Source organism: Actinokineospora pegani (assembly GCF_009745975.1).
Classification (GTDB): Bacteria; Actinomycetota; Actinomycetes; order Mycobacteriales; family Pseudonocardiaceae; genus Actinokineospora; species Actinokineospora pegani.
In genome coordinates this window covers 12809-31375 of sequence record NZ_WHOL01000079.1, presented here as the reverse complement: position 1 = coordinate 31375, position 18567 = coordinate 12809, and the positions used below count along the sequence as shown (strand labels likewise).

16 protein-coding genes, 2 tRNA genes and 1 pseudogene are annotated in these 18567 nt (G+C 72.8%); 10 read left to right on the top strand and 9 right to left on the bottom strand.

Features of this window, described 5'->3' with window-relative positions; genetic code table 11:
• Positions 1–105: 105 nt before the first annotated feature.
• Together GCL84_RS12980 and GCL84_RS12975 are read left to right on the top strand one after the other, a co-directional pair.
• Positions 106–1248, top strand: coding sequence for an inorganic phosphate transporter (locus tag GCL84_RS12980; protein ID WP_156755709.1), 1143 nt, complete (start codon positions 106–108; stop codon positions 1246–1248).
• Positions 1245–1463 (top strand): hypothetical protein, encoded by a 219-nt coding sequence (locus GCL84_RS12975; RefSeq protein ID WP_156755708.1) that lies wholly within the window; start codon positions 1245–1247, stop codon positions 1461–1463. The genes GCL84_RS12980 and GCL84_RS12975 overlap by 4 nt, the downstream gene beginning before the upstream one ends.
• A 107-nt stretch (positions 1464–1570) precedes the next feature.
• Here GCL84_RS12975 and GCL84_RS12970 read toward each other — a convergent pair whose 3' ends face one another.
• Complete coding sequence (locus tag GCL84_RS12970) at positions 1571–1762, bottom strand: hypothetical protein (RefSeq protein WP_156755707.1); 192 nt, start codon at positions 1760–1762, stop codon at positions 1571–1573.
• A 128-nt stretch (positions 1763–1890) separates the two neighbouring features.
• On the opposite strand from GCL84_RS12970, the gene GCL84_RS12965 reads away from it, so the two are divergent.
• Positions 1891–3060 (top strand): glycoside hydrolase family 3 N-terminal domain-containing protein, encoded by a 1170-nt coding sequence (locus tag GCL84_RS12965; protein WP_156755706.1) that lies wholly within the window; start codon positions 1891–1893, stop codon positions 3058–3060.
• 71 nt (positions 3061–3131) lie between these two features.
• On the opposite strand, the gene GCL84_RS12960 is transcribed toward GCL84_RS12965, so the two are convergent.
• Positions 3132–3204, bottom strand: a tRNA-Lys gene (locus GCL84_RS12960).
• A 156-nt stretch (positions 3205–3360) separates the two neighbouring features.
• On the opposite strand from GCL84_RS12960, the gene GCL84_RS12955 reads away from it, so the two are divergent.
• The gene (locus GCL84_RS12955) at positions 3361–4605 is read left to right on the top strand and encodes a L,D-transpeptidase (RefSeq protein ID WP_407924388.1); all 1245 of its coding nucleotides are present in this window, start codon (positions 3361–3363) and stop codon (positions 4603–4605) included.
• A gap of 40 nt (positions 4606–4645) precedes the next feature.
• On the opposite strand, the gene GCL84_RS12950 is transcribed toward GCL84_RS12955, so the two are convergent.
• The 3 genes from GCL84_RS12950 to orn all read right to left on the bottom strand — a co-directional run bounded on the left by GCL84_RS12950 (position 4646) and on the right by orn (position 5770).
• Complete coding sequence (locus GCL84_RS12950; protein ID WP_156755705.1) at positions 4646–4867, bottom strand: RNA-binding S4 domain-containing protein; 222 nt, start codon at positions 4865–4867, stop codon at positions 4646–4648.
• A 159-nt stretch (positions 4868–5026) separates the two neighbouring features.
• A tRNA-His gene (locus GCL84_RS12945) sits at positions 5027–5099 on the bottom strand.
• A gap of 65 nt (positions 5100–5164) precedes the next feature.
• Complete coding sequence (gene orn / locus GCL84_RS12940; protein ID WP_156755704.1) at positions 5165–5770, bottom strand: oligoribonuclease; 606 nt, start codon at positions 5768–5770, stop codon at positions 5165–5167.
• A 130-nt stretch (positions 5771–5900) separates the two neighbouring features.
• On the opposite strand from orn, the gene GCL84_RS12935 reads away from it, so the two are divergent.
• Together GCL84_RS12935 and GCL84_RS12930 are read left to right on the top strand one after the other, a co-directional pair.
• Entirely contained in the window at positions 5901–7379 is a 1479-nt protein-coding gene (locus GCL84_RS12935) for a glutamate--cysteine ligase family protein (protein WP_156755703.1), read from the top strand.
• 43 nt (positions 7380–7422) lie between these two features.
• Entirely contained in the window at positions 7423–7962 is a 540-nt protein-coding gene (locus GCL84_RS12930; protein WP_156755702.1) for a dihydrofolate reductase family protein, read from the top strand.
• A 27-nt stretch (positions 7963–7989) separates the two neighbouring features.
• Here GCL84_RS12930 and GCL84_RS12925 read toward each other — a convergent pair whose 3' ends face one another.
• On the bottom strand, positions 7990–9438 hold the full coding sequence (locus tag GCL84_RS12925) for a PH domain-containing protein (protein ID WP_235926204.1): 1449 nt from the start codon (positions 9436–9438) through the stop codon (positions 7990–7992).
• Positions 9435–9935, bottom strand: coding sequence for a PH domain-containing protein (locus GCL84_RS12920; RefSeq protein WP_235926202.1), 501 nt, complete (start codon positions 9933–9935; stop codon positions 9435–9437). The genes GCL84_RS12925 and GCL84_RS12920 overlap by 4 nt, the downstream gene beginning before the upstream one ends.
• A gap of 206 nt (positions 9936–10141) precedes the next feature.
• Here GCL84_RS12920 and GCL84_RS12915 point away from each other — a divergent pair, with 206 nt between their 5' ends.
• Together GCL84_RS12915 and GCL84_RS12910 are read left to right on the top strand one after the other, a co-directional pair.
• A complete protein-coding gene (locus tag GCL84_RS12915) occupies positions 10142–10342 on the top strand; it encodes a hypothetical protein (protein ID WP_156755701.1) in 201 nt (66 codons plus the stop codon).
• Positions 10343–10403: 61 nt separating this feature from the next.
• A complete protein-coding gene (locus tag GCL84_RS12910) occupies positions 10404–12311 on the top strand; it encodes an SDR family oxidoreductase (RefSeq protein WP_156755700.1) in 1908 nt (635 codons plus the stop codon).
• Between the two features lie 114 nt (positions 12312–12425).
• Here GCL84_RS12910 and GCL84_RS12905 read toward each other — a convergent pair.
• Positions 12426–13577 (bottom strand): annotated as a pseudogene (locus tag GCL84_RS12905) (multidrug effflux MFS transporter); the annotation flags it as partial.
• A 249-nt stretch (positions 13578–13826) separates the two neighbouring features.
• Here GCL84_RS12905 and GCL84_RS12900 point away from each other — a divergent pair.
• On the top strand, positions 13827–14855 hold the full coding sequence (locus tag GCL84_RS12900; RefSeq protein ID WP_156755699.1) for a tetratricopeptide repeat protein: 1029 nt from the start codon (positions 13827–13829) through the stop codon (positions 14853–14855).
• 268 nt (positions 14856–15123) lie between these two features.
• Here GCL84_RS12900 and GCL84_RS12895 read toward each other — a convergent pair whose 3' ends face one another.
• The gene (locus GCL84_RS12895) at positions 15124–16719 is read right to left on the bottom strand and encodes a bifunctional 3'-5' exonuclease/DNA polymerase (protein WP_407924387.1); all 1596 of its coding nucleotides are present in this window, start codon (positions 16717–16719) and stop codon (positions 15124–15126) included.
• A gap of 211 nt (positions 16720–16930) precedes the next feature.
• On the opposite strand from GCL84_RS12895, the gene GCL84_RS12890 reads away from it, so the two are divergent.
• Positions 16931–18526: an acyl-CoA synthetase gene (locus GCL84_RS12890; RefSeq protein WP_207710092.1), complete on the top strand. Its 1596-nt coding sequence runs from the start codon at positions 16931–16933 to the stop codon at positions 18524–18526.
• Positions 18527–18567: the final 41 nt, after the last annotated feature.

The window sequence follows — 18567 nt, the reverse complement described above, 5'->3', positions numbered from 1 at the left end:
TGTGGACAGGTGGTTTCGGGCTGGTGATGTTCTGGCCATCTGCCGTTAACCTGATCACGCGTCCGGTTTTCCCAGTGGAGCACCCTTCGGGGAGGGAGTCTCTCGATGGACCTGAGCGTGTTGGTCCCGCTTGTCGTGGTGACCGCACTGTTCTTCGACTTCACCAACGGGTTCCACGACACGGCCAACGCGATGGCGACCTCCATCGCGACCGGTGCGCTGCGGCCGCGGGTGGCCGTCGCCCTGTCCGCGGTGTTGAACCTGGTGGGGGCGTTCCTGTCGGTCGAGGTGGCCAAGACGATCTCCGGGGGGCTGGTCGACGACGCGGCGATCACGCCCGCGGTGGTGTTCGGGGGCTTGGTCGGGGCGATCGTCTGGAACCTGTTGACCTGGTACGTGGGGTTGCCGTCGAGTTCCTCGCACGCGCTGTTCGGCGGGCTGATCGGCGCGACCTGGGTCGCCGCGGGCGGCGACGCGGTGCACTTCGCCAAGCTGGTGGAGAAGGTGCTGGTCCCGGCGGTCGCCGCGCCGGTGGTGGCGGGGGTGGCGGGGGCGCTGGCGACCTACCTGGCCTTCCGCATCACCCGGCGGGCCACGGCCAGCAAGACACCGGAGGGGTTCCGGGTCGGCCAGATCGCCTCGGCGTCGCTGCTGTCGCTCGCGCACGGGACCAACGACGCGCAGAAGACGATGGGGATCATCACCCTGACGCTGATCAGCGCGGGCACCCTGGCCCCCGGCTCCGGCCCGCCCACCTGGGTGATCGTCAGCGCCGGGCTGGCGATCGCGCTGGGCACCTACCTCGGCGGCTGGCGCATCATCCGCACGCTGGGCAAGGGCATCACCGACATCGGCGCCCCGCAGGGCTTCGCCGCGCAGACCAGCGCCACCGCGGTCATCCTCACCTCCTCGCACCTGGGCATCGCCCTGTCGACGACGCACGTGTGCTCCGGCGGCATCCTCGGCGCGGGCCTGGGCACACCGCAGGCCAAGGTGCACTGGTCCACCGCGGGCCGGATGCTGCTGGCCTGGCTGATCACCCTGCCCGCCGCGGGCGTCGCGGGCGCGATCGCCGGGTTGGTCGCCGAGTCCGGCACCGTCGGCACGGTCGCGGTCGCCGTCGTGGGGGTCGTCTTCGCCTGCGCCGTCTTCGCCATGTCGCGGCGCGACGCCGTCGGCGCGCACAACGTCAACGACATCCCGGTCGAGCCGTTGGAGCCCGCCCCGGCCCCCGGGGGGACGCGGTGAGGTGGGCACTGCTCGGCGAGGTCGTCTTCGCGGCGATGACCACCGGCATCGGCGCGGTCGTGCTGTTCGCGCTCGGCGTGCGCGGCTGGTCCGACCACGCCGACGCCAGGAAGGCGGGCGGCGCCAACGTCCTGGGGCTGGGCACGGCGGTGATCAGCTTCACGCTGTGCGTGGCGATGGTGGGCGTCGGGATCTGGGTGATCGTCGCCAAGTGAGACCGGGCACCACCGTCGCGGCCGGCGTTGCGGGTGACCGCGTCCCGCTCCGGACGCGTCGACACGCCCCCGCGTCCGCACGTGTCGTGGAGCTCTTGTGGCGAGGCCTAAACCGGCGGCACTATGCCGGCGAACTGGCCCTTGGTCTCGCAGTGCGGACAAGGCCTGCCGTTGTCCAGGACGCGGGGCGCGCCGCCGACGACCGCCAGCTTGGGATCGGCGACCATGCCACCCCCGCCGCAGTACTGGCAGACGGTGTGCACCTCCGCCGGGACCTCGAGCTCTTCGTCCTCGTTCATCCCACTCCTCGCCGTGTGCCGTTGGCGATCCTCGCACCCGGTTCCGCCGCCCGCGCGGGCACGGTCCGCGCGGTGTCCGTTTTGTCGGGGTTGCTCGAACGGGGGGTCGGAGGACGACAATGCGGGCGATGACTTCGAGCCGAGTGGGCCGACGACGACGGGCGCGGCTGCTGCTCGTCGCGCTCGGCGCGGGGGCGCTCCTGGGCGCCTGCCTGCTGACTCCCGACGGGACGACCGACGGCGCCCCGACCGCCCAGCACCTGCTGAAGCCGGAGCCGCCTGCCACCAGCGAACCCGAACCCGAACCGGACCCGTGCGCGGTGCTGATCGAGGCCATGACCCCCCGGGACCGGCTGGCGCAGCGGCTCATGGTCGGCGTCGACCCCTCCGGCCCCGCCGCCGCGCTGGTCGTGGTGGGCCAGGACCACGTCGGCGGGGTGTTCCTCGGCGGCAACGCCACCGACCTGCTCGTCGACCAGGCGCTGGCCCCGGTCCGCGACGCCGCGGCGATCCCGCTCACCGTGGCCGTCGACGACGAGGGCGGGCGCGTGCAGCGCATCGACGCCCTCGACGGCGACCTGCCCAGCCCGCGGGTGATGGCCGCGACGATGACCCCGGAGCAGGTGCGGGCGGCGGCCGCGGACCGCGGGACCAAGCTGCGCGCCCGGGGTGTGACGCTGGACTTCGCGCCGGTGGTGGACCTCAGCACCCAGCCGGACGGCTCGGTGATCGGCGACCGGTCGTTCAGCGCCGACCCCGAGGTGGCCACCCGGTACGCCGGGGCGTTCGCCGCCGGACTGCGCGACGCGGGCCTGCTGCCGGTGCTCAAGCACTTCCCCGGCCACGGCAGCGCCTCCGGCGACTCGCACCGCGGCGCGGTCAGCACGCCGCCGCTGGACACGCTGCGCGCGAACGACCTGCGCCCGTACCGGGAGCTGCCCGCCGAGGGAGCGGTCGCGGTGATGACCGGCCACCTGACCGTGCCCGACCTGACCGAGGGCGTGCCCGCCTCGCTGTCGCCCCAGGCCTACCAGGTGCTGCGCGGCGAACTCGGCTTCGACGGCCTGACGATCACCGACGACCTCGGCGCGATGCGCGCGGTCTCCGACCGCTACCCGCTGCCCGAGGCGGTGCTGCTGGCGCTGCGTTCCGGCGCGGACATCGCGTTCTGGTCCTCGGGCGGGCGGGTCGTCGAGGTGCTCGACCGCCTGGAGGCCGCGGTGGCGGCGGGTGAGCTGGACCCGGCCGCCGCGGTTGCCTCGTTACAGCGGGTGCTGCGCGCCAAAGCCGCGTGCTGACACCGGTTCCGGACCGTCCCCAGTGGACAAAGAACAAGGCCCCCGGTGCGATGCCGGGGGCCTTGCTGCTGTGCGCCGCCAGGGACTCGAACCCCGAACCCGCTGGTTAAGAGCCAGCTGCTCTGCCAGTTGAGCTAGCGGCGCTCAATCGAGAGGGTCTCTCTCGCTGACGGGGAAAAAGTTAGCACAGCCCCCGTCGGAACTCGAAATCGGGGGTCCTATGTCTCGATTCGACTGTCTCGCCCCACTTGTTCGGTCTGTTCCTGCACACTGGGAGAAGGGTCAGGGTTAGGAGGGGGCTTGAGCGTGTTATCTCAGGTCAGCATGTATTTCCGGGGCGGCGGACTGCGCATGGGCAAGTTCTCGCGTCTCGTGGCGATCGGTTCGGCCGTCGTGCTGGCGACGGCGTGCACAGCCGAAGGCGCGACGCAACCCGGCAACGGGCAGTCGTCCGCGTCGGCGAGTGCGACGAGCACCACACCGGTGGTGCCGCTGGGGTTGACGGTCGTGCCCGCGGACACCGCGGACGGGGTCGCGCCCGGCGAGCCGGTGACGGTCTCGGCCGCGGGCGGCACGATCAGCGAGGCATCGGTCACCGGCGCCGACGGCACGGTGGTCGCGGGCGCGCTGGCCGCCGACGGCACGACGTGGACGACCACGGAGGGCCTCGGCTACGGCAAGACCTACACCGCCACCGCGACGGCCAAGGACGCGAGCGGCAGGACGACCACGTCGACGTCCACGTTCAGCACGGTCAAGCCCGCGCGGCAGACCGCGCTGTCGATGAACCCGCTCGACGGGCAGACGGTCGGCGTCGGGCAGCCGTTCGCCTTCTACTTCGACATCTCGATCAAGGACAAGGCGGCGGTCGAGGAGGCCATCACCGTCACCGCTGGTCCCGGGGTCGAGGGCGCCTTCTACTGGTTCAGCGACAAAGAGGTGCACTGGCGGTCGAAGGAGTACCTGCCCGCCCACAGCGAGGTCACCGTCTCGGCGATGATCTACGGCAAGCACTTCGGCAACGGCGTCTACGGTCGCGCCGACCGCACGGCCACCATCACCGTCGGCGACTCGGTGGTCGCGGTCGCCGACGGCGCCACCCACCAGATGACGGTCACGGTCAACGGCCAGGTCGCCAGGACCATCCCCATCTCCATGGGCAAGAAGGCGAACGAGACCCCGGTCGGCACCTACACGGTGATGAGCGAGCACACGAACTACACGATGGACTCGTCCACCTACGGCGTGCCCACGGACTCGGCCGACGGCTACCGCACCAAGGTCGCGATCGCCTCGCGGATGTCCAACAGCGGCATCTTCTACCACTCCGCGCCGTGGTCGGTCCGCGACCAGGGCGTGCGGGCGGTGAGCCACGGCTGCATCAACATGAGCACCGAGAACGCCGCCTGGTTGCAGCAGATCTCGCAGAAGGGCGATCTGATCATCGTCCAGAACAGCGGCGGCCCGGTCCTGGAGCCGGCCGACGGCCTCAGCGACTGGCAGGTCCCGTGGGAGACCTGGAAGCAGGGCGGCAAGCGCGCCTGAGACACACGGCCCCGGGGTTCCCCCGGGGCCGTGCTGTTCCTCAGCCTGAGACGACCTTGAAGCTCTCCGCCCTGACCCGGACCACGTCGCCGGGGCGCACCTGGCGCCCGCGCCGGGTGTCGACCTCGCCGTTGACCTCGACTTCCTCGGTCTCGATCAGCTCCTTGGCGTGCGTGCCGTCCTCGGCCACACCCGCCAGCTTGAGGAGCTGCCCCAACCGGATCATCTCGTCACGGATGGGCACCTCACGCACTTCCCGCATGCCCGACATCATCCCCCGCCACCCCTTTTCGTCTCGTCCCCCACCCCGCCACGCTGGATCGAGACACACCGCACCGTGGGGGTCCGGGGGGTCGCCCCCCGGATATGACGAAGGCCGACCTCGTTCGCGCTTTCCGCGAACAAGGTCGGCCTTCGGTCGGGTGAGTGACGGGACTTGAACCCGCGACTTCCTGGACCACAACCAGGTGCTCTACCGGCTGAGCTACACCCACCATGGCGTTGCTCTTGCGAGCAACGGGAGAACTATAGCGCTTGCCGGGAAAGAGTTGAAACCGGGTTAGGCATCGGCGGTCAGGACGGACTCGGCGACCGCCTTGGCCTCTTCGGTCGTCGGGCCGGGCTGGGCGACGAAGGCCGTGCCGCGGTAGTAGCGCAGCTCGCGGATCGACTCGTGGATGTCGGCGAGGGCGCGGTGGGCCAGGCCCTTGTCCGGCTGCGCGTAGTAGACGCGCGGGTACCAGCGGCGGCACAGCTCCTTGATCGAGGAGACGTCGACCATGCGGTAGTGCAGGTGGGCGTCCAGCTCGGGCATGTCCCGGGTGATGAAACCGCGGTCGGTGGCGATCGAGTTGCCGCACAGCGGGGCGGTGCGCTGGTCGGGGACCCACTCGCGCACGTACTCGAGGACCTTCTGCTGGGCCTCGGCCAGGGTGAGGGTGGCGGTGCGCACCTCCTCGGTGAGGCCGGACTTGGCGTGCATCTCGCGCACGACCTCCGGCATCCCGTCGAGGGTCGCGTCATCGGTGTGGATCACGAGGTCCACGCCCTCGCCGAGCACGTTCAGCTCGGAGTCGGTGACCAGGGCGGCAATCTCGATCAGGGCGTCGCGGCCCAGGTCGAGGCCGGTCATCTCGCAGTCGATCCATACCAGGCGGTCCGTCACGCGGTGCAGCTTAGCCGGGGTCGCGGCCGCCGCCCGGCGGGTCCGTGATCACGGGTGGGTCACCGCCGGGCGCGTCCGGATGGCCTACGGCGTGTGGCGGCCGGTGGCGGCATGGATCACCCTTGAGCGCATGGGCAAGGATGTGGAGTCGACGGAGTTCACCCGCGCGGACCGGCAGCGGTTCCGGCAGAAGGTGCGGCGCTGCCTCGACGTGTTCGCGCAGATGCTCGCCGAGTCGCGGTTCGACTCCGGGCGCCCGATGGCGGGCCTGGAGATCGAGCTCAACCTCGTCGACGCCGCGGGCGACCCGTCGATGCGCAACGCCGAGGTGCTCGCGGCCATCTCGGACCCGGCGTTCCAGACCGAGCTGGGCCAGTTCAACATCGAGATCAACCTGCCGCCGCAGCGGCTGGGCCCCGACGGCCTGGCCACCTTCGAGCGGATCGTGCGCGACAACCTCAACGAGGCCGACGCCAAGGCCGGTCGGGTGGCGGCGCACATCGTGATGGTCGGCATCCTGCCCACGCTCCAGCGCCGCCACATCACGCTGGACACGATCAGCGCCAACCCGCGCTACAAGCTGCTCAACGAGCAGGTCTTCGCCACCCGCGGCGAGGACCTCGAAATCAACATCGGCGGCCCGGAGCGGCTGGTCGCCCACGCCGACTCGATCGCCCCGGAGAGCGCCTGCACCAGCGTGCAGTACCACCTGCAGACCGCCCCGGAGGACTTCGCCAAGCACTGGAACGCCAGCCAGGCCATCGCGGGCGTCCAGGTCGCGCTGGGCGCCAACGCGCCGTACCTGTTCGGCAAGCAGCTCTGGGCCGAGACCAGGATCGCCCTGTTCGAGCAGGCCACCGACACCCGCCCGGACGAGCTCAAGACCCAGGGCGTGCGCCCCCGGGTCTGGTTCGGCGACCGCTGGATCACCTCGATCTTCGACCTGTTCGAGGAGAACGCCCAGTACTTCCCCGCGCTGCTCCCGCTCACCGACGACGAGGACCCGGTCGAGGTCCTGGCCAGGGGCGACATCCCCGAACTGCACGAGCTGCGCCTGCACAACGGCACCATCTACCGCTGGAACCGCCCCATCTACGACGTGGTCAACGGCCGCCCGCACCTGCGGGTGGAGAACCGCGTGCTGCCCGCGGGCCCGTCGGTGGTCGACACGATGGCCAACGGCGCCCTCTACTTCGGCCTGGTCCGCGCCCTGGCCGACCAGGACCGCCCACTCTGGACCCAGATGAGCTTCGCCGCGGCCGAGGACAACTTCCACGCCGCCGCCCGCAACGGCATCGACTCCCGCCTCTACTGGCCCGGCGTCGGCGAGGTCCCCGTCACCGAGCTGGTCCTGCGCCGTCTGCTGCCCATGGCACACGAGGGCCTCGACGCCTGGGGCGTGGCCCCCGCCGACCGCGACCGCCTCCTGGGCATCATCGAGCAGCGCTGCCTCACCGGCCGCAACGGCGCCACCTGGCAGGTCGAGACGGTGAAGTCCCTGGAGGCCACCACCTCCCTGAGCCGCGAACAGGCCCTGCGGGAGATGGTCCGCCGCTACGCCAAGTTCATGCACACCAACGACCCGGTCCACACCTGGCCCGTGGACTAGCGCGGGCGCGACCGCAGCGGCGCACCGCCGGTACTGTCGCGAGATGCGACCTCTTCGGTACTCCATCAACGTCACGGTGGACGGGTGCTGCGACCACCGGGTGATCCCCGCGGACGAGGAGCTGCACCGGCACGCGGTCGAGAACCTCAACCAGGCCGATGCCCTCCTCTTCGGCCGGGTGACCTACGAGCTGATGGAGTCGGCGTGGCGGCCGTCGGGAGCGAGGCCTGGTTGGGTGGAACCCTTCGCCCGGACGATCGACGCGGCGAGGAAGCACGTCGTGTCGAGCACCCTGGAGCAGGTCGACTGGAACGCGGAACTCGTGCGCGGGGATCTGGGCGAGGCCGTTCAGCGGCTCAAGCGGGAACCGGGCAAGGGGTTGTTCGTGGGCGGTGTGCGGCTCCCGCTGGCGTTGGCGGAGCTGGGGTTGATCGACGAGTACGAGTTCGTGGTGCACCCCAGGATCGCGGGGCACGGGCCGACGTTGTTCGCGGGGCTGTCGAAGCATGTCGACTTGGAGCCGGTGAGCAGGCTGGAGTTCGGCTCGGGGGCCGTGGCGATGCGGTACGCGCCGAGGAGGTAGGTCGGACCGGTAGGTCAAGTGCTGTGGTCAGGCCAGGAACTGGCGCAGTAGCCCGGGTGCGGCCTCGTCGGCCAGTGCCAGGCCCTGTTCCTCGCCGACGTCGATGACCTCGTACCCGCCTGCCCCGGCGGCGGTGGTCGCGGTCACGGTGATCAAGCCCGCTCGGCGCTGGAAGAACGTCTGCCGCACCTTCCAGCCGATGACGCCCGCCCGTTCCAGCGCCACCGTCGAGCGGTTCAGCGACCCCGACCGGCTCACCAGGTGCCGCGGTGTCAACCCGTGTCCCAACCCGCGGTAGCGGTCGAAGGCGACCAGCACCGACGCGGGCACCAACACGACCGCTCCCGTCACCCACGGCCAGGTGGGCCACGAAGCCGTCAGGGACAGCCCGGCCAGCACCAGGACCACGAGGACCGACGGCGTCACGGCCCGCACCAGCCGCCTCGACAGCGCCCGCCGTGGGTGCTTCGCCAGGGTCACATCCACACGGGACCCCAGGACCTCGTCGGTCACCCGCGTCGCCTCCGCGGCGTGGGCGGCGGGCAGCAGCAGGGCGCTGCCGGACTCGCTGGCCAGGCCGGTGGTGACCGCGCTGAGCCGGGCGCCCCCGCCCAGTCGCAGCAGCAGTGGCTCGTGGCGGACCACGCCGCGAAGCTTCTCCTCCTCGACCGAGACCGAGCGGGTCGTCAGCAGGCCGCGCCGCACGCGGAGGGTTCCGTCGGCCTGGCGGGTCAGGCGGTAGCCGTGGTTCTGGAGGAGGTAGCCGACCAGGGACGCGAGGGTGGAGAAGACGAGGACGACGACCACGCAGGCCAGTGCCACCGCGGCGGTGGACGACGACGTCACCCAGGCGGACAGGGAGCGGGCCGCGCCGCTGTCGGACAGGCCCAGGTCCAGTTCGGAGGCCAGGTTGGCGCCGAAGCCGACGACCGCGCCGACGCCGATCAGGCCGGAGAGCGACAGCGGGGCGTAGCGGTACCAGGCCTTGTCCAGGATGGACAACTGGTGTTCCTCGACGGGGGCGGCGGCGGCCTCGGGCGCGCGGCGCAGGAACTCCTGGCGCAGGCGGTCGGCCTCCGCGGCGGTGACCGCGTCGAGGGACACCCCCTCGCCCTTGGCCTCCTGCTTGCCGGTGCCGACCCGGACGGCGCTGAGGCCGAACAGGCGGTGGCCCAGCTTGGCGGTCAGGTCGACAGTGCGCACGCGGTCGCGGGGGATGGAGAGCTGCTGGCGGAACAGGACGCCCTTGTGCAGCTCCACCCGGGACTCGGTGATGCGGTACTTCGTGGTCAGCCAGGACAGCAGGCCGTAGAGGACGACGAGCACCACCGTGCCCACCGCGATGCCCAGCCGGATGAGGTCCACGTCGCCGACCACCAGGATGGCGAACAGCACGGGGACCAGGCCGAGCAGCTCGTTGAGCGGCCGGACGACGATCATCAGCGGGTTGAGCCTGCCCCACTCGCGCTCGTTCACGTCGCGTCGCCCCGGGTGGCCTGGGTGGTGGCGGTCAGCTCGTCGACGATGCGGGCGGCGACGGCCTCGTCGAGACCCTCGATGGTGACCGGGCCCTGTGCCGACGCCGTGGTCACGGTGACCGTGGCCAGCCCGAAGAGCTGCTGCAGCGGCCCGCGCGCGGTGTCGACGGTCTGCACCCGCGACACCGGGGCCAGCCGCCACTCCTGGGTGGCCCACCCGGCGCGGGTGAACACCGCGTCCGCTGTGGTCTCCCACCGGTGCACCCGGTAGCGCCACCACGGCATGACCGCCGTGTGCGCCACGCCCAGCACGGCGGTGGCCGCCAGCGTGGCGACCAGCCAGGGCCGTGCCGCGGCCGACAGCACCAGCGGCACCGCCTGGCCGACCAGCACGACCAGCCACCCCAGGCCCGCGCGCAGCGCCCAGAGCCCCTTCGCCCTCGGGCTGACCAGGTTCGCCGGCGCCCGCAGCCTGTGTTCCTCGACGTCGCTCACAAGGCCCAGTCTGCCGCGCCGACCGGTCACCTGGCGTCACCCCCGGGTAGTAGGAAGGTGGTCAATCCCTGGCTCGATATCGCGCGATCTTGGAATCTTCGGTTATCCCGTGACCTGCTCGCGTCACCACTCGTTACCGAACGCGTCGAGAACAGTGACGGGTTCCGAGCGATGGGTCGGACGTCGACGGGGAGGGGAGGCGCCGGGTGGGCGGTCATCAGGAGTGGGTCGTGGGCTGTCGTGATCTCGCGGGGCGCAAACGCGAGGTCACGGTGTTCGCGCGGGCGGGGAAGGTGGTGCTGGTGTCGCCGCCGGGGGAGACGGCGATCCTGTCGCCGCTGGACGTCGGCAGGCTGCGGGCGGCGCTGCGCGACGCGGCGGTCGACGCCTCGATCGAGCCGAACTGAGCGGCCGGACCGCTTGACCCAGGAGTAGATACTGACAGAATCCGTGTCGAGGAGGCACGGCATGGCTACCTACTTCGTCACCGGCGCGACCGGGTTCCTGGGTCGCGGACTGGTGGAGCGGCTCATCGCCCGACCGGACTGCGACCGGGTGCACGCCCTGGTCCGCCCCGAATCGATGGCCAAGTTCGAGGCCAGGGGGTGGCCCGCGTCAGTGGTCGCGGTCCCCGGCGACATCACCGAGCCCGGGCTGGGCCTCGGGCCGGGGGCGCTGCCCGGACCGGTCGACCACGTCGTGCACCTCGCCGCGGTCTACGACCTCACCGCCCCCGCCGAGGCCAACCACGCCGCCAACGTCACCGGCACGGCCAACGTGCTGGCCTTCGCCGCGGCCAACCGCGCGGGCCTGCTGCACCACGTGTCGTCCATCGCGGTCGCGGGCGATCACCGGGGGCGCTTCGCCGAGTCCGACTTCGACCTCGGCCAGCGCCACCACAGCCCGTACCACGGGACGAAGTTCGCCGCGGAGCGCCTGGTCCGCGAGCAGGACGACGTCGCGTTCCGGGTCTACCGGCCCGCCGCGGTCGTCGGCGACTCGCGCACCGGCGAGATGGACAAGGTCGACGGCCCGTACTACTTCCTGCCCGCGCTGGCCCGGCTGGCGCGGCTGCCCAGGGCGCTGCCGCTGGTGCTGCCCGACCTGGGCCGGACCAACGTCGTCCCGGTCGACTACGTCGTCGACGCCCTCGCGCACCTGATGCATCTCGACGCCCCGTCCGGGGCCACCTACCACCTCGCCGAACAGGGCGGGCAGCCCGTGCGCGAGGTCTACAACGCGCTCGCCGCCGTCGTCGGGGCGCCGCGGATCGCCGCGACCCTGCCGGTGCGGCTGCCCCCGGTGCGGTCGGTCCCGGAGCCCGCCGCCGCGGTGCTGGCCGAGCTGGGCGTGCCCGCGCAGGTCGTGGCGCACCTGGACATCCCCACCGAGTTCGAGACCGGGGCGACCCAGGTCGCGCTCGCGGGCAGCGGGGTGGAGCTGCCGCCGTTCGCCGAGTACGCCGAGCCGCTGGTGCGCTACTGGGAGCGGCACCTGGACCCGGACCGGGCCTGGGTGCGGGCGGACTCGCTGCGCGGGCGCCGCGTCGTGGTGACGGGGGCGTCGTCGGGCATCGGCGAGGCCACCGCCCTGGCCGCGGCGGCGGAGGGGGCGACGGTGCTGCTGGTCGCGCGCCGGGCCGAGGAGCTGGACCGGGTCCGCGCGGCGGTCGAGGCCGGTGGCGGCGCCGCCGAGGTCCACCCGTGCGACCTGACCGACGGCGACGCCGTCGCCGCCCTGGTCAAGGAGCTGGGCGTGGTCGACGTGCTGGTGAACAACGCGGGCCGGTCCATCCGCCGGTCGGTGCACCTGTCGGTCGACCGGCTGCACGACTACGAGCGCACGATGGCGCTGAACTACTTCGGCCCGCTGCGGCTGACCCTGGGCCTGCTGCCCGGGATGCGGGCGCGCGGGTTCGGCCGGGTGGTCAACGTGACCACGATGGGCCTGCAGTCCGACACCCCGAGGTTCGCCGCCTACCTGGCCTCCAAGGGCGCCCTGGAGGCGTTCGGCCGGGCCGCGGGCCGCGAGCTGCTCGCCGACGGGGTGAGCGTGACCTCGGTGCGGATGCCGCTGGTCCGCACCCCGATGATCGGCGCGACGAAGTTCTACTCGGCGCTGCCCGCGGCCAGCCCGCGCAGCGCGGCGCGGATGGTGCTGCGCGCCATGCGCGGGGGCGGCGACGTGGTGCAGCGGCCGGAGGGCCTGGCCATGGAGGTGCTACGGGTGCTCGTCCCGGACACCGCGCGCCGGGCGCTCAACCTCGCGTACCGACTCTCCCCGGAATCGGCCCCGGAAGCCCGGCGCCGGGCCGAGTCCCCCTTCGCCGTCCTCGCCTCCACCGTCCTGCGCCCGCTCTGGCGCGGGCTTCGCTAGCCCGGGGCCCAGGCCGCCGAGCGGGACCTCGATCTCCATCGTCTCCGCCTCGCGGAAGGCGACGTAGCGGCCTGGCCTGCGCCGGGTCGGCCGGGTGGCGGCGAAGGTCACCACGCCCGCCACCGACAGCACGGCGATGACCACGGCCATCGGCAGCGCCGTGCCGTTGCCGCCCAGGCCGACCAGCGGGGCGGCCAGCCCGCCGAACAGGAACTGCAGCAGCCCCAGCAGCGCCGCCGCGGCCCCGGCCCGGCGGCCGTGGTCGGCCAGGGCGAGCGCCGCGCAGTTCGGGCTGACCACGCCCACGCTGGCGACCACGACGAACAGGCCGGGCAGCAGCACGGGCAGCCCCAGGTCCAGCAGCGCGGAGGCCAGCACGACCAGCCCGCCCACCGCCGAGGCCCACAGGCCGGAGCTGAGCAGCCTGCGCGGGCTGAACCGGCGCAGCAGCACCCGGTTGCCCTGCGACAGGGCCATGATCCCGAGCGCGTTGACCGCGAACACCAGGCTGAACCCCTGCGGGCTCATGCCGTGGATGCCCTGCAGCACGAACGACGAGCCGGAGATGTAGGCGAACATCGCGCCCATGGAGAACCCGGCCGACAGGGCGTAGGCCATGAACGTGCGGTCGGTCGCGATGCGCGCGTAGGTGCGGGCGATGCCGCCCACCCGCGCCGGTCTCCTGCGGTCGCGCGGCAGCGTCTCCGGCAGGCCCAGCGCCGAGGCGACCAGCAGCAGCACCCCGAACCCGGCCAGCACGACGAACACCCCCGGCCACGCGCTGACCCGCAGCACCTGCCCGCCGATGACCGGCGCCAGCATCGGGCCGAGCCCGTTGACCAGCATCAGCATGGAGAAGAACTGCGCCATCTCGGTGCCGGAGTACAGGTCGCGCACCGCCGCGCGCGCGATCACGATGCCCGCCCCGGCGCTGACGCCCTGCGCCAGCCGCAGCGCCGCCAGCGCCTCGATCGACGGCGCCACCGCGCAGACCAGCGAGCTCGCCGTGTAGAGCACCAGGCCGACCAGCAGCGGCCGCCGCCTGCCGAAGGAGTCCGACAGCGGCCCGGCCACCACCTGGCCCGCCGCCAGGCCGACCATGAACGCGGTCAGGGTGAGCTGCACCATCGACTCGGAGGCGCCCAGGGTCCGGGCCAGGTCTGGGAAGGCGGGCAGGTACATGTCGATCGAGAGCGGGCCGAACGCGGCGAGCCCGCCCAGGATCAAGGCGAGCCGGGGCTTCCTTGCCCGTCGCGGCGGATACACCCGATCAGTCTAGGGATGACCGGACGGCTCATCTGCATGGCTTGCGCCACTCGGGGGAACCTGCTGGTCAAGGCCTTGTCTTCGAGACAAGATGGTTTCCGGGTGACACATGATCACCCGTTCGGCGGTCGCTGGGACGGGTTCATTTCGGAGGGGAGCCGGTGGTTACGGTCGTCCCAGGTCGGGCGCGTCGCAGCCTGACCTGAACAGCGGCTTGACACACTGGGCGCGGCGAGGGCGGGAGGTGCGATGGCCGATCCGATCGGAGAGCCGGTCGACCGGGGTGCGCCGATCGACGCCGTCCTGTTCGAGGCCGCGCAGCTGACCGCCGCCGGACGGCCCGAGGAGGCGATCAGCCTGCTGCGGCCGGTCGTCGTCGCGTACCCGGACAACCCCGCCGCCTGGTGCCGCCTGGCCGCCGCGCTGCTCGACGCCGGGCAGGCCGAGCAGTGCCTGGACGCGGCGAAGCGGGCCATCACCCTCGGTGAGCGGTCCTGGGCGCACCGGCTGGCCAGCCTGGCGCTGGGCGAGCTGGGCCGCTACGACGAGGCCACCGTCTCCGCCCGCGAGGCGGCCCGGCGCGACCCCGAGGACTGGCGCGCGCACGTCGCCCTCGCCGAGGCCTACGGCCCGCGCGCCCCGCTGGAGGCGCTGACCGCCGCCCGCCGCGCCGTCGAGGTCGCCCCGGACGTGCCCCGCGCGCACGAGATCCTGGGCCTCGCCGCGCTCTGGGCCGACGAGCGCCCGCTGGCCAAACGGGCCCTGATCGACGCCCTGCGCCTGGACCAGGGCAACCGGGAGGTCCGCGCCCGACTGACCACACTGGAGGGCGTGCGCGCCGCCCGCGCAGACCCCGGGCCGCAGGTGCCCTTCGGCCGTGCCCAGCGGATCGCGCTGTGGCTGCTGCTGCGCCGGTGCGCCGGGTGGCTGCTGGTGGGCGGGTTCCTGCTGCTGGTCGCCGGGGGGCCAGTGCCGTCGCGGCTGCTGGTGTGGTTCGCCCTCGCCGTCCTCCTCGGGGTGGCCGGCCTGGGCGTGCACGGGGTGATGGGCCTGCCGCGCACGTCCCGGCTGCGCCCGCCGGAGCTGTGGCGGCTGATGCCGCTGCTGTGCGTGGGGGTCGGACTGCTCGGGTTCGCGGCGCTGGCGCTGACGGCGTGGTCGGTGGGGCTGGCCTTCGGCGCGACGGGCACGGGCCTGCTCGTCCCGACCCTGGCGGGCTCCGCGCTGGCCGGCTTGGTGTGCGTTGTCGGATTGTCCCGGATGCACCGGCCCCGCTGAGTGCTCCCATGGTTGGGCCTTGGCGTGACAGGAACGTCGTTGGCGGATTCGGCCAACATCTCCCGCACAGCCCACACGGCACAGGTCACGGGGGCGGTGGTGCGCTGCCCGTGGGTGGGCGCGTTCACCGACCGCCTGGACCGCGCCCGCACGGTGTCCGACCTGGCGACCGCCGCCGCCGAGCGCACGTTCGTGGTCGAGCCACCTGGAGCCGCGGCGCGCTGGCGGGCGGTCGACACCGCGCTCGGCGCGCACCGCTGGGTGCGAGTCACTTCGCGTCGGCGTAGGTCTCCACAATGGACGCCTGGAGCGGGAAGGGCACGGCGCTGCCCGCGAACACCAGCGCGGACGCCTCGTCCGCCGCCGCGGAGACCTCCGCGGCGACCCACTCGCCCAGGTCCCGCGGGCAGTGCACGATCACCTCGTCGTGCTGGAAGAAGACGATCTGCGCCTCGGTCTGGAACAGCCGCCTGCGCAGCGACGCCAGCATCGTCAGGGCCCAGTCCGCCGCTGACGCCTGGACCACGAAGTTGCGGGTGAACCGGCCCCACTGCCTGGCCCGGCGCTCGTCCACGTCCTCCTCGCCCGGTGGGGAGGTCCGGCCCAGGCGCGAGCGCACGGCACGGCCCGCCTCGCCCGCCCTGGCCGCCTGCTCCACGTACTCCACCGCCACCGGGAAGCGCTTGCGCAGCACCGCGAGCAGCGGGCCCGCCTCCCCGGAGGTGCCGCCGTACATGGCCGAGAGCATCGCGATCTTGGCCCGCCCCCGGTCGCCGTCGAAGGCGTCGGCGGCCAGGCCCGCGTAGAGGTCCTCACCGCGGGCGACCTCGGCGAAGCGCCGGTCGCCGGACAGGGCGCCGAGGACGCGGGGTTCGAGCTGGGCGGCGTCGGCGACCACCAGCGACCAGCCGGGGTCGGCCCGGACCGCCCGGCGCAGCACCTTCGGCAACTGCAACGCCGCCCCGCCCCTGGTCGCCCAGCGGCCGGAGACGACACCGCCGACGACGTAGTCCGGGCGGAAGCGCCCGTCCGACACCCAGCTCTCCAGCCACGACCAGCCGTGCGCCACCCACAGCTTGGCCAGGTCCTTGTAGGCCAGCAGCGGCTCGACGGCCGGGTGGTCGAGCTCCTTGAGCACCCACGCGCGGGCCGACTCGACCTCGATCCCCTCCCTGGCGAACGCCTTGACGATGCTCGGCGGGTGGTCGGGGTTGACCGGGCGGCCGCCGAAGGCGACCGAGACCCGGGCGGCCAGCTCGGCCAGCCGGGCCGGGCGGTTGCCGGGGGCCGGGCGCGGGCCGAGCATGTCGGCCAGCAGCGCGAGGTGGACCTCGGCGCGCCAGGGCAGGCCCGCGTGGGTCATCTCCGCCGCGGCCAGCCCGCCCGCCGACTCGGCGGCCACCAGCAGGCGCAGCAGGTCGGGGCGGGCGGTCGCGGCGATGCGGCGCTCCTGGTCGGCGAGCACCGCCAGCACCCGGTCGACGGCGACGACCGGGCGGGCGGCCTCGAACAGGGTGGGCTGCTCGCCCCGGGTGACCGGGCGCGGGTCCTCGGGCTCGGGCAGTCCGCGCAGCCTGGCCCAGGCCGCCTCGACCCCGCGCGGGCGCCCCGGCCGCTCGGCGAAGGCCAGCAGCACCGCCTCGGTCAAGCCCAGGTCGTGGCAGCGGCCCAGCCGGACCCCGGCGGCCAGCAGCGGCGGGTAGTGCTGCTCGACCGAGGGCAGCACCCAGCGCGGCGAGGACCGGCGCTGCACCTGCCCCACCCACCCGGCCAGGTCGTCGACCGCGACCGGGGCGCCGTCCACAACGGCCACCCCCGCGCCGTCCGCCCCGGGGACGAGTACGACCCTCCCGCTATCCCGCACCCGCGCATTGTGCGCCTGCCCACCGACAATCCCGCCCCTTGCGCGCACACGACAAGAAAGATCCACCGGAAGCGGGAGGAAGTGAGCGATACCCACCGCCGGTAGGTCGCCTTGTTGACGGCCCCGCACCCGGTGCGGCACGGTGCTACTGACGAGTAGCCAGGAGGAACCGGTGACCGAGTACCTGACGCGTGTGCGTGATCTTGCGGCCATGGTCCCGACGGCGGTGCGCAGCGTCGACGTCATGCGCCGGGCGGGACTGGTCCCGCTCAGCCGCCCCGACCACGTCCTCAAGTCCGCGATGGCGGTGCGAAAGTACGGGCCCATCGCGGGCGCCGCCCGGGTCGCCGCGACCCGGGACAGCGCGGCGATCGGCCTGGTCGACGAGCTCGGCTCGCTGACCTTCAGCCAGCTCGACCGGCGTTCCAACGCCCTGGCCCGCGCGCTGGCCGCCAACGGCGTCACCGAGCACTCCGTGGTCGCCCTGCTCGCCCGCGACCACCGCGGCGCCGTGGAGACCATGCTCGCCGCGGGCAAGCTCGGCGCGCGCCTGCTGCTGATGAACACCGGTTTCGCCCGCCCGCAGTTGGTCGACGTGACCAACCGCGAGGGCGTCACCGTCTTCGTCGCCGACCAGGAGTTCACCGACCTGGTCTCCGCGCTGCCCGACGAGATGCCGCGCTTCACCGCCTGGGTCGACGACCCCAGGACCGCGGGCAGGACGCTGGAGCAGTTGATCACCGAGTCCGACGACAGCGCGCTGCCCCCGCCGTCGGAGCCCGGCGGCATGGTGCTGCTGACCTCGGGCACCACCGGCACCCCCAAGGGCGCCCCGCGCCAGGTCCGCTCGCCGCTGGCCGCCGCGCAGTTCCTCGACCGCGTCCCGCTGCGCGCGGGCGAGGCCACGGTCATGGGCGCGCCGCTGTTCCACGCGACCGGGCTCTCGCAGTTCATCATCTCCTTCGCGCTGCACTCGGCCGTCGTGGTGCGCCGCAGGTTCGACCCGGAGTCGACGCTGCGGATGATCGAGGACAACAAGGCCACCGCGATGGTGCTGGTCCCGACCATGCTGCAGCGGATCATGGACCTGGGCCCGGAGATCCTGGCCAAGTACGACACCTCGACGCTGCGCATCGTGTTCACCGCCGGGTCCGCGCTGTCCCCGGAGCTGGGCAACCGCGCGTCCAAGGTGTTCGGCGACGTCATCCACAACCTCTACGGCTCCACCGAGGTCTCGGTGGTGACCGTGGCGACCCCCGCCGACTGGCGCGCGGCCCCGGGCACCGTGGGCAAGCCGCCGGTGGGCTGCACGGTCGTGCTGTACGACAACGACGGCAACGCGATCACCGAGCCCGAGGTCACCGGGCGGGTGTTCGCCGGGTCCGGCTTGGCCTTCGCCGGCTACACCGACGGGCGCCACAAGGAGCTCATCGACGGCCTGCTGTCCACGGGGGACGTCGGCCACTGGGACAGCGAGGGCAGGCTGTTCATCGACGGCCGCGACGACGACATGATCGTCTCCGGCGGCGAGAACGTCTTCCCGGCCGAGATCGAGAACCTGCTGGTCGAGTACCCGGGCGTGGTCGAGGCGGCCGTGCTCGGCGTCGACGACGAGAAGTTCGGGCAGCGGCTCAAGGCCTACGTGGTGCTCGAGGAGGGCGCCAAGACCAGTGAGGACGACCTGCGCGAGCACGTGAAGGGCAACCTGGCCCGGTTCAAGGTCCCGCGCGACGTGATCTTCCTCGAGGAGCTGCCGCGCAACGCCACCGGGAAGCTGCTGCGCAAGCGCCTGTCCGACTTCGGCTGATTCCTCCTTTATCACGGGGTCGTTTCGCCGCGCAAGCACCG

What these genes read in the sequence shown, in the direction of transcription:
- GCL84_RS12950 (WP_156755705.1), bottom strand. Translation starts at nt 4,867, where the DNA reads ATGCGGGAAGTGCGTGAGGTGCCCATCCGTGACGAGATGATCCGGTTG.
- GCL84_RS12890 (WP_207710092.1), top strand. Translation starts at nt 16,931, where the DNA reads ATGGTCCCGACGGCGGTGCGCAGCGTCGACGTCATGCGCCGGGCGGGA.
- GCL84_RS12900 (WP_156755699.1), top strand. Translation starts at nt 13,827, where the DNA reads ATGGCCGATCCGATCGGAGAGCCGGTCGACCGGGGTGCGCCGATCGAC.
- GCL84_RS12970 (WP_156755707.1), bottom strand. Translation starts at nt 1,762, where the DNA reads ATGAACGAGGACGAAGAGCTCGAGGTCCCGGCGGAGGTGCACACCGTC.
- GCL84_RS12980 (WP_156755709.1), top strand. Translation starts at nt 106, where the DNA reads ATGGACCTGAGCGTGTTGGTCCCGCTTGTCGTGGTGACCGCACTGTTC.
- GCL84_RS12930 (WP_156755702.1), top strand. Translation starts at nt 7,423, where the DNA reads ATGCGACCTCTTCGGTACTCCATCAACGTCACGGTGGACGGGTGCTGC.
- GCL84_RS12935 (WP_156755703.1), top strand. Translation starts at nt 5,901, where the DNA reads ATGGGCAAGGATGTGGAGTCGACGGAGTTCACCCGCGCGGACCGGCAG.
- GCL84_RS12965 (WP_156755706.1), top strand. Translation starts at nt 1,891, where the DNA reads ATGACTTCGAGCCGAGTGGGCCGACGACGACGGGCGCGGCTGCTGCTC.
- GCL84_RS12910 (WP_156755700.1), top strand. Translation starts at nt 10,404, where the DNA reads ATGGCTACCTACTTCGTCACCGGCGCGACCGGGTTCCTGGGTCGCGGA.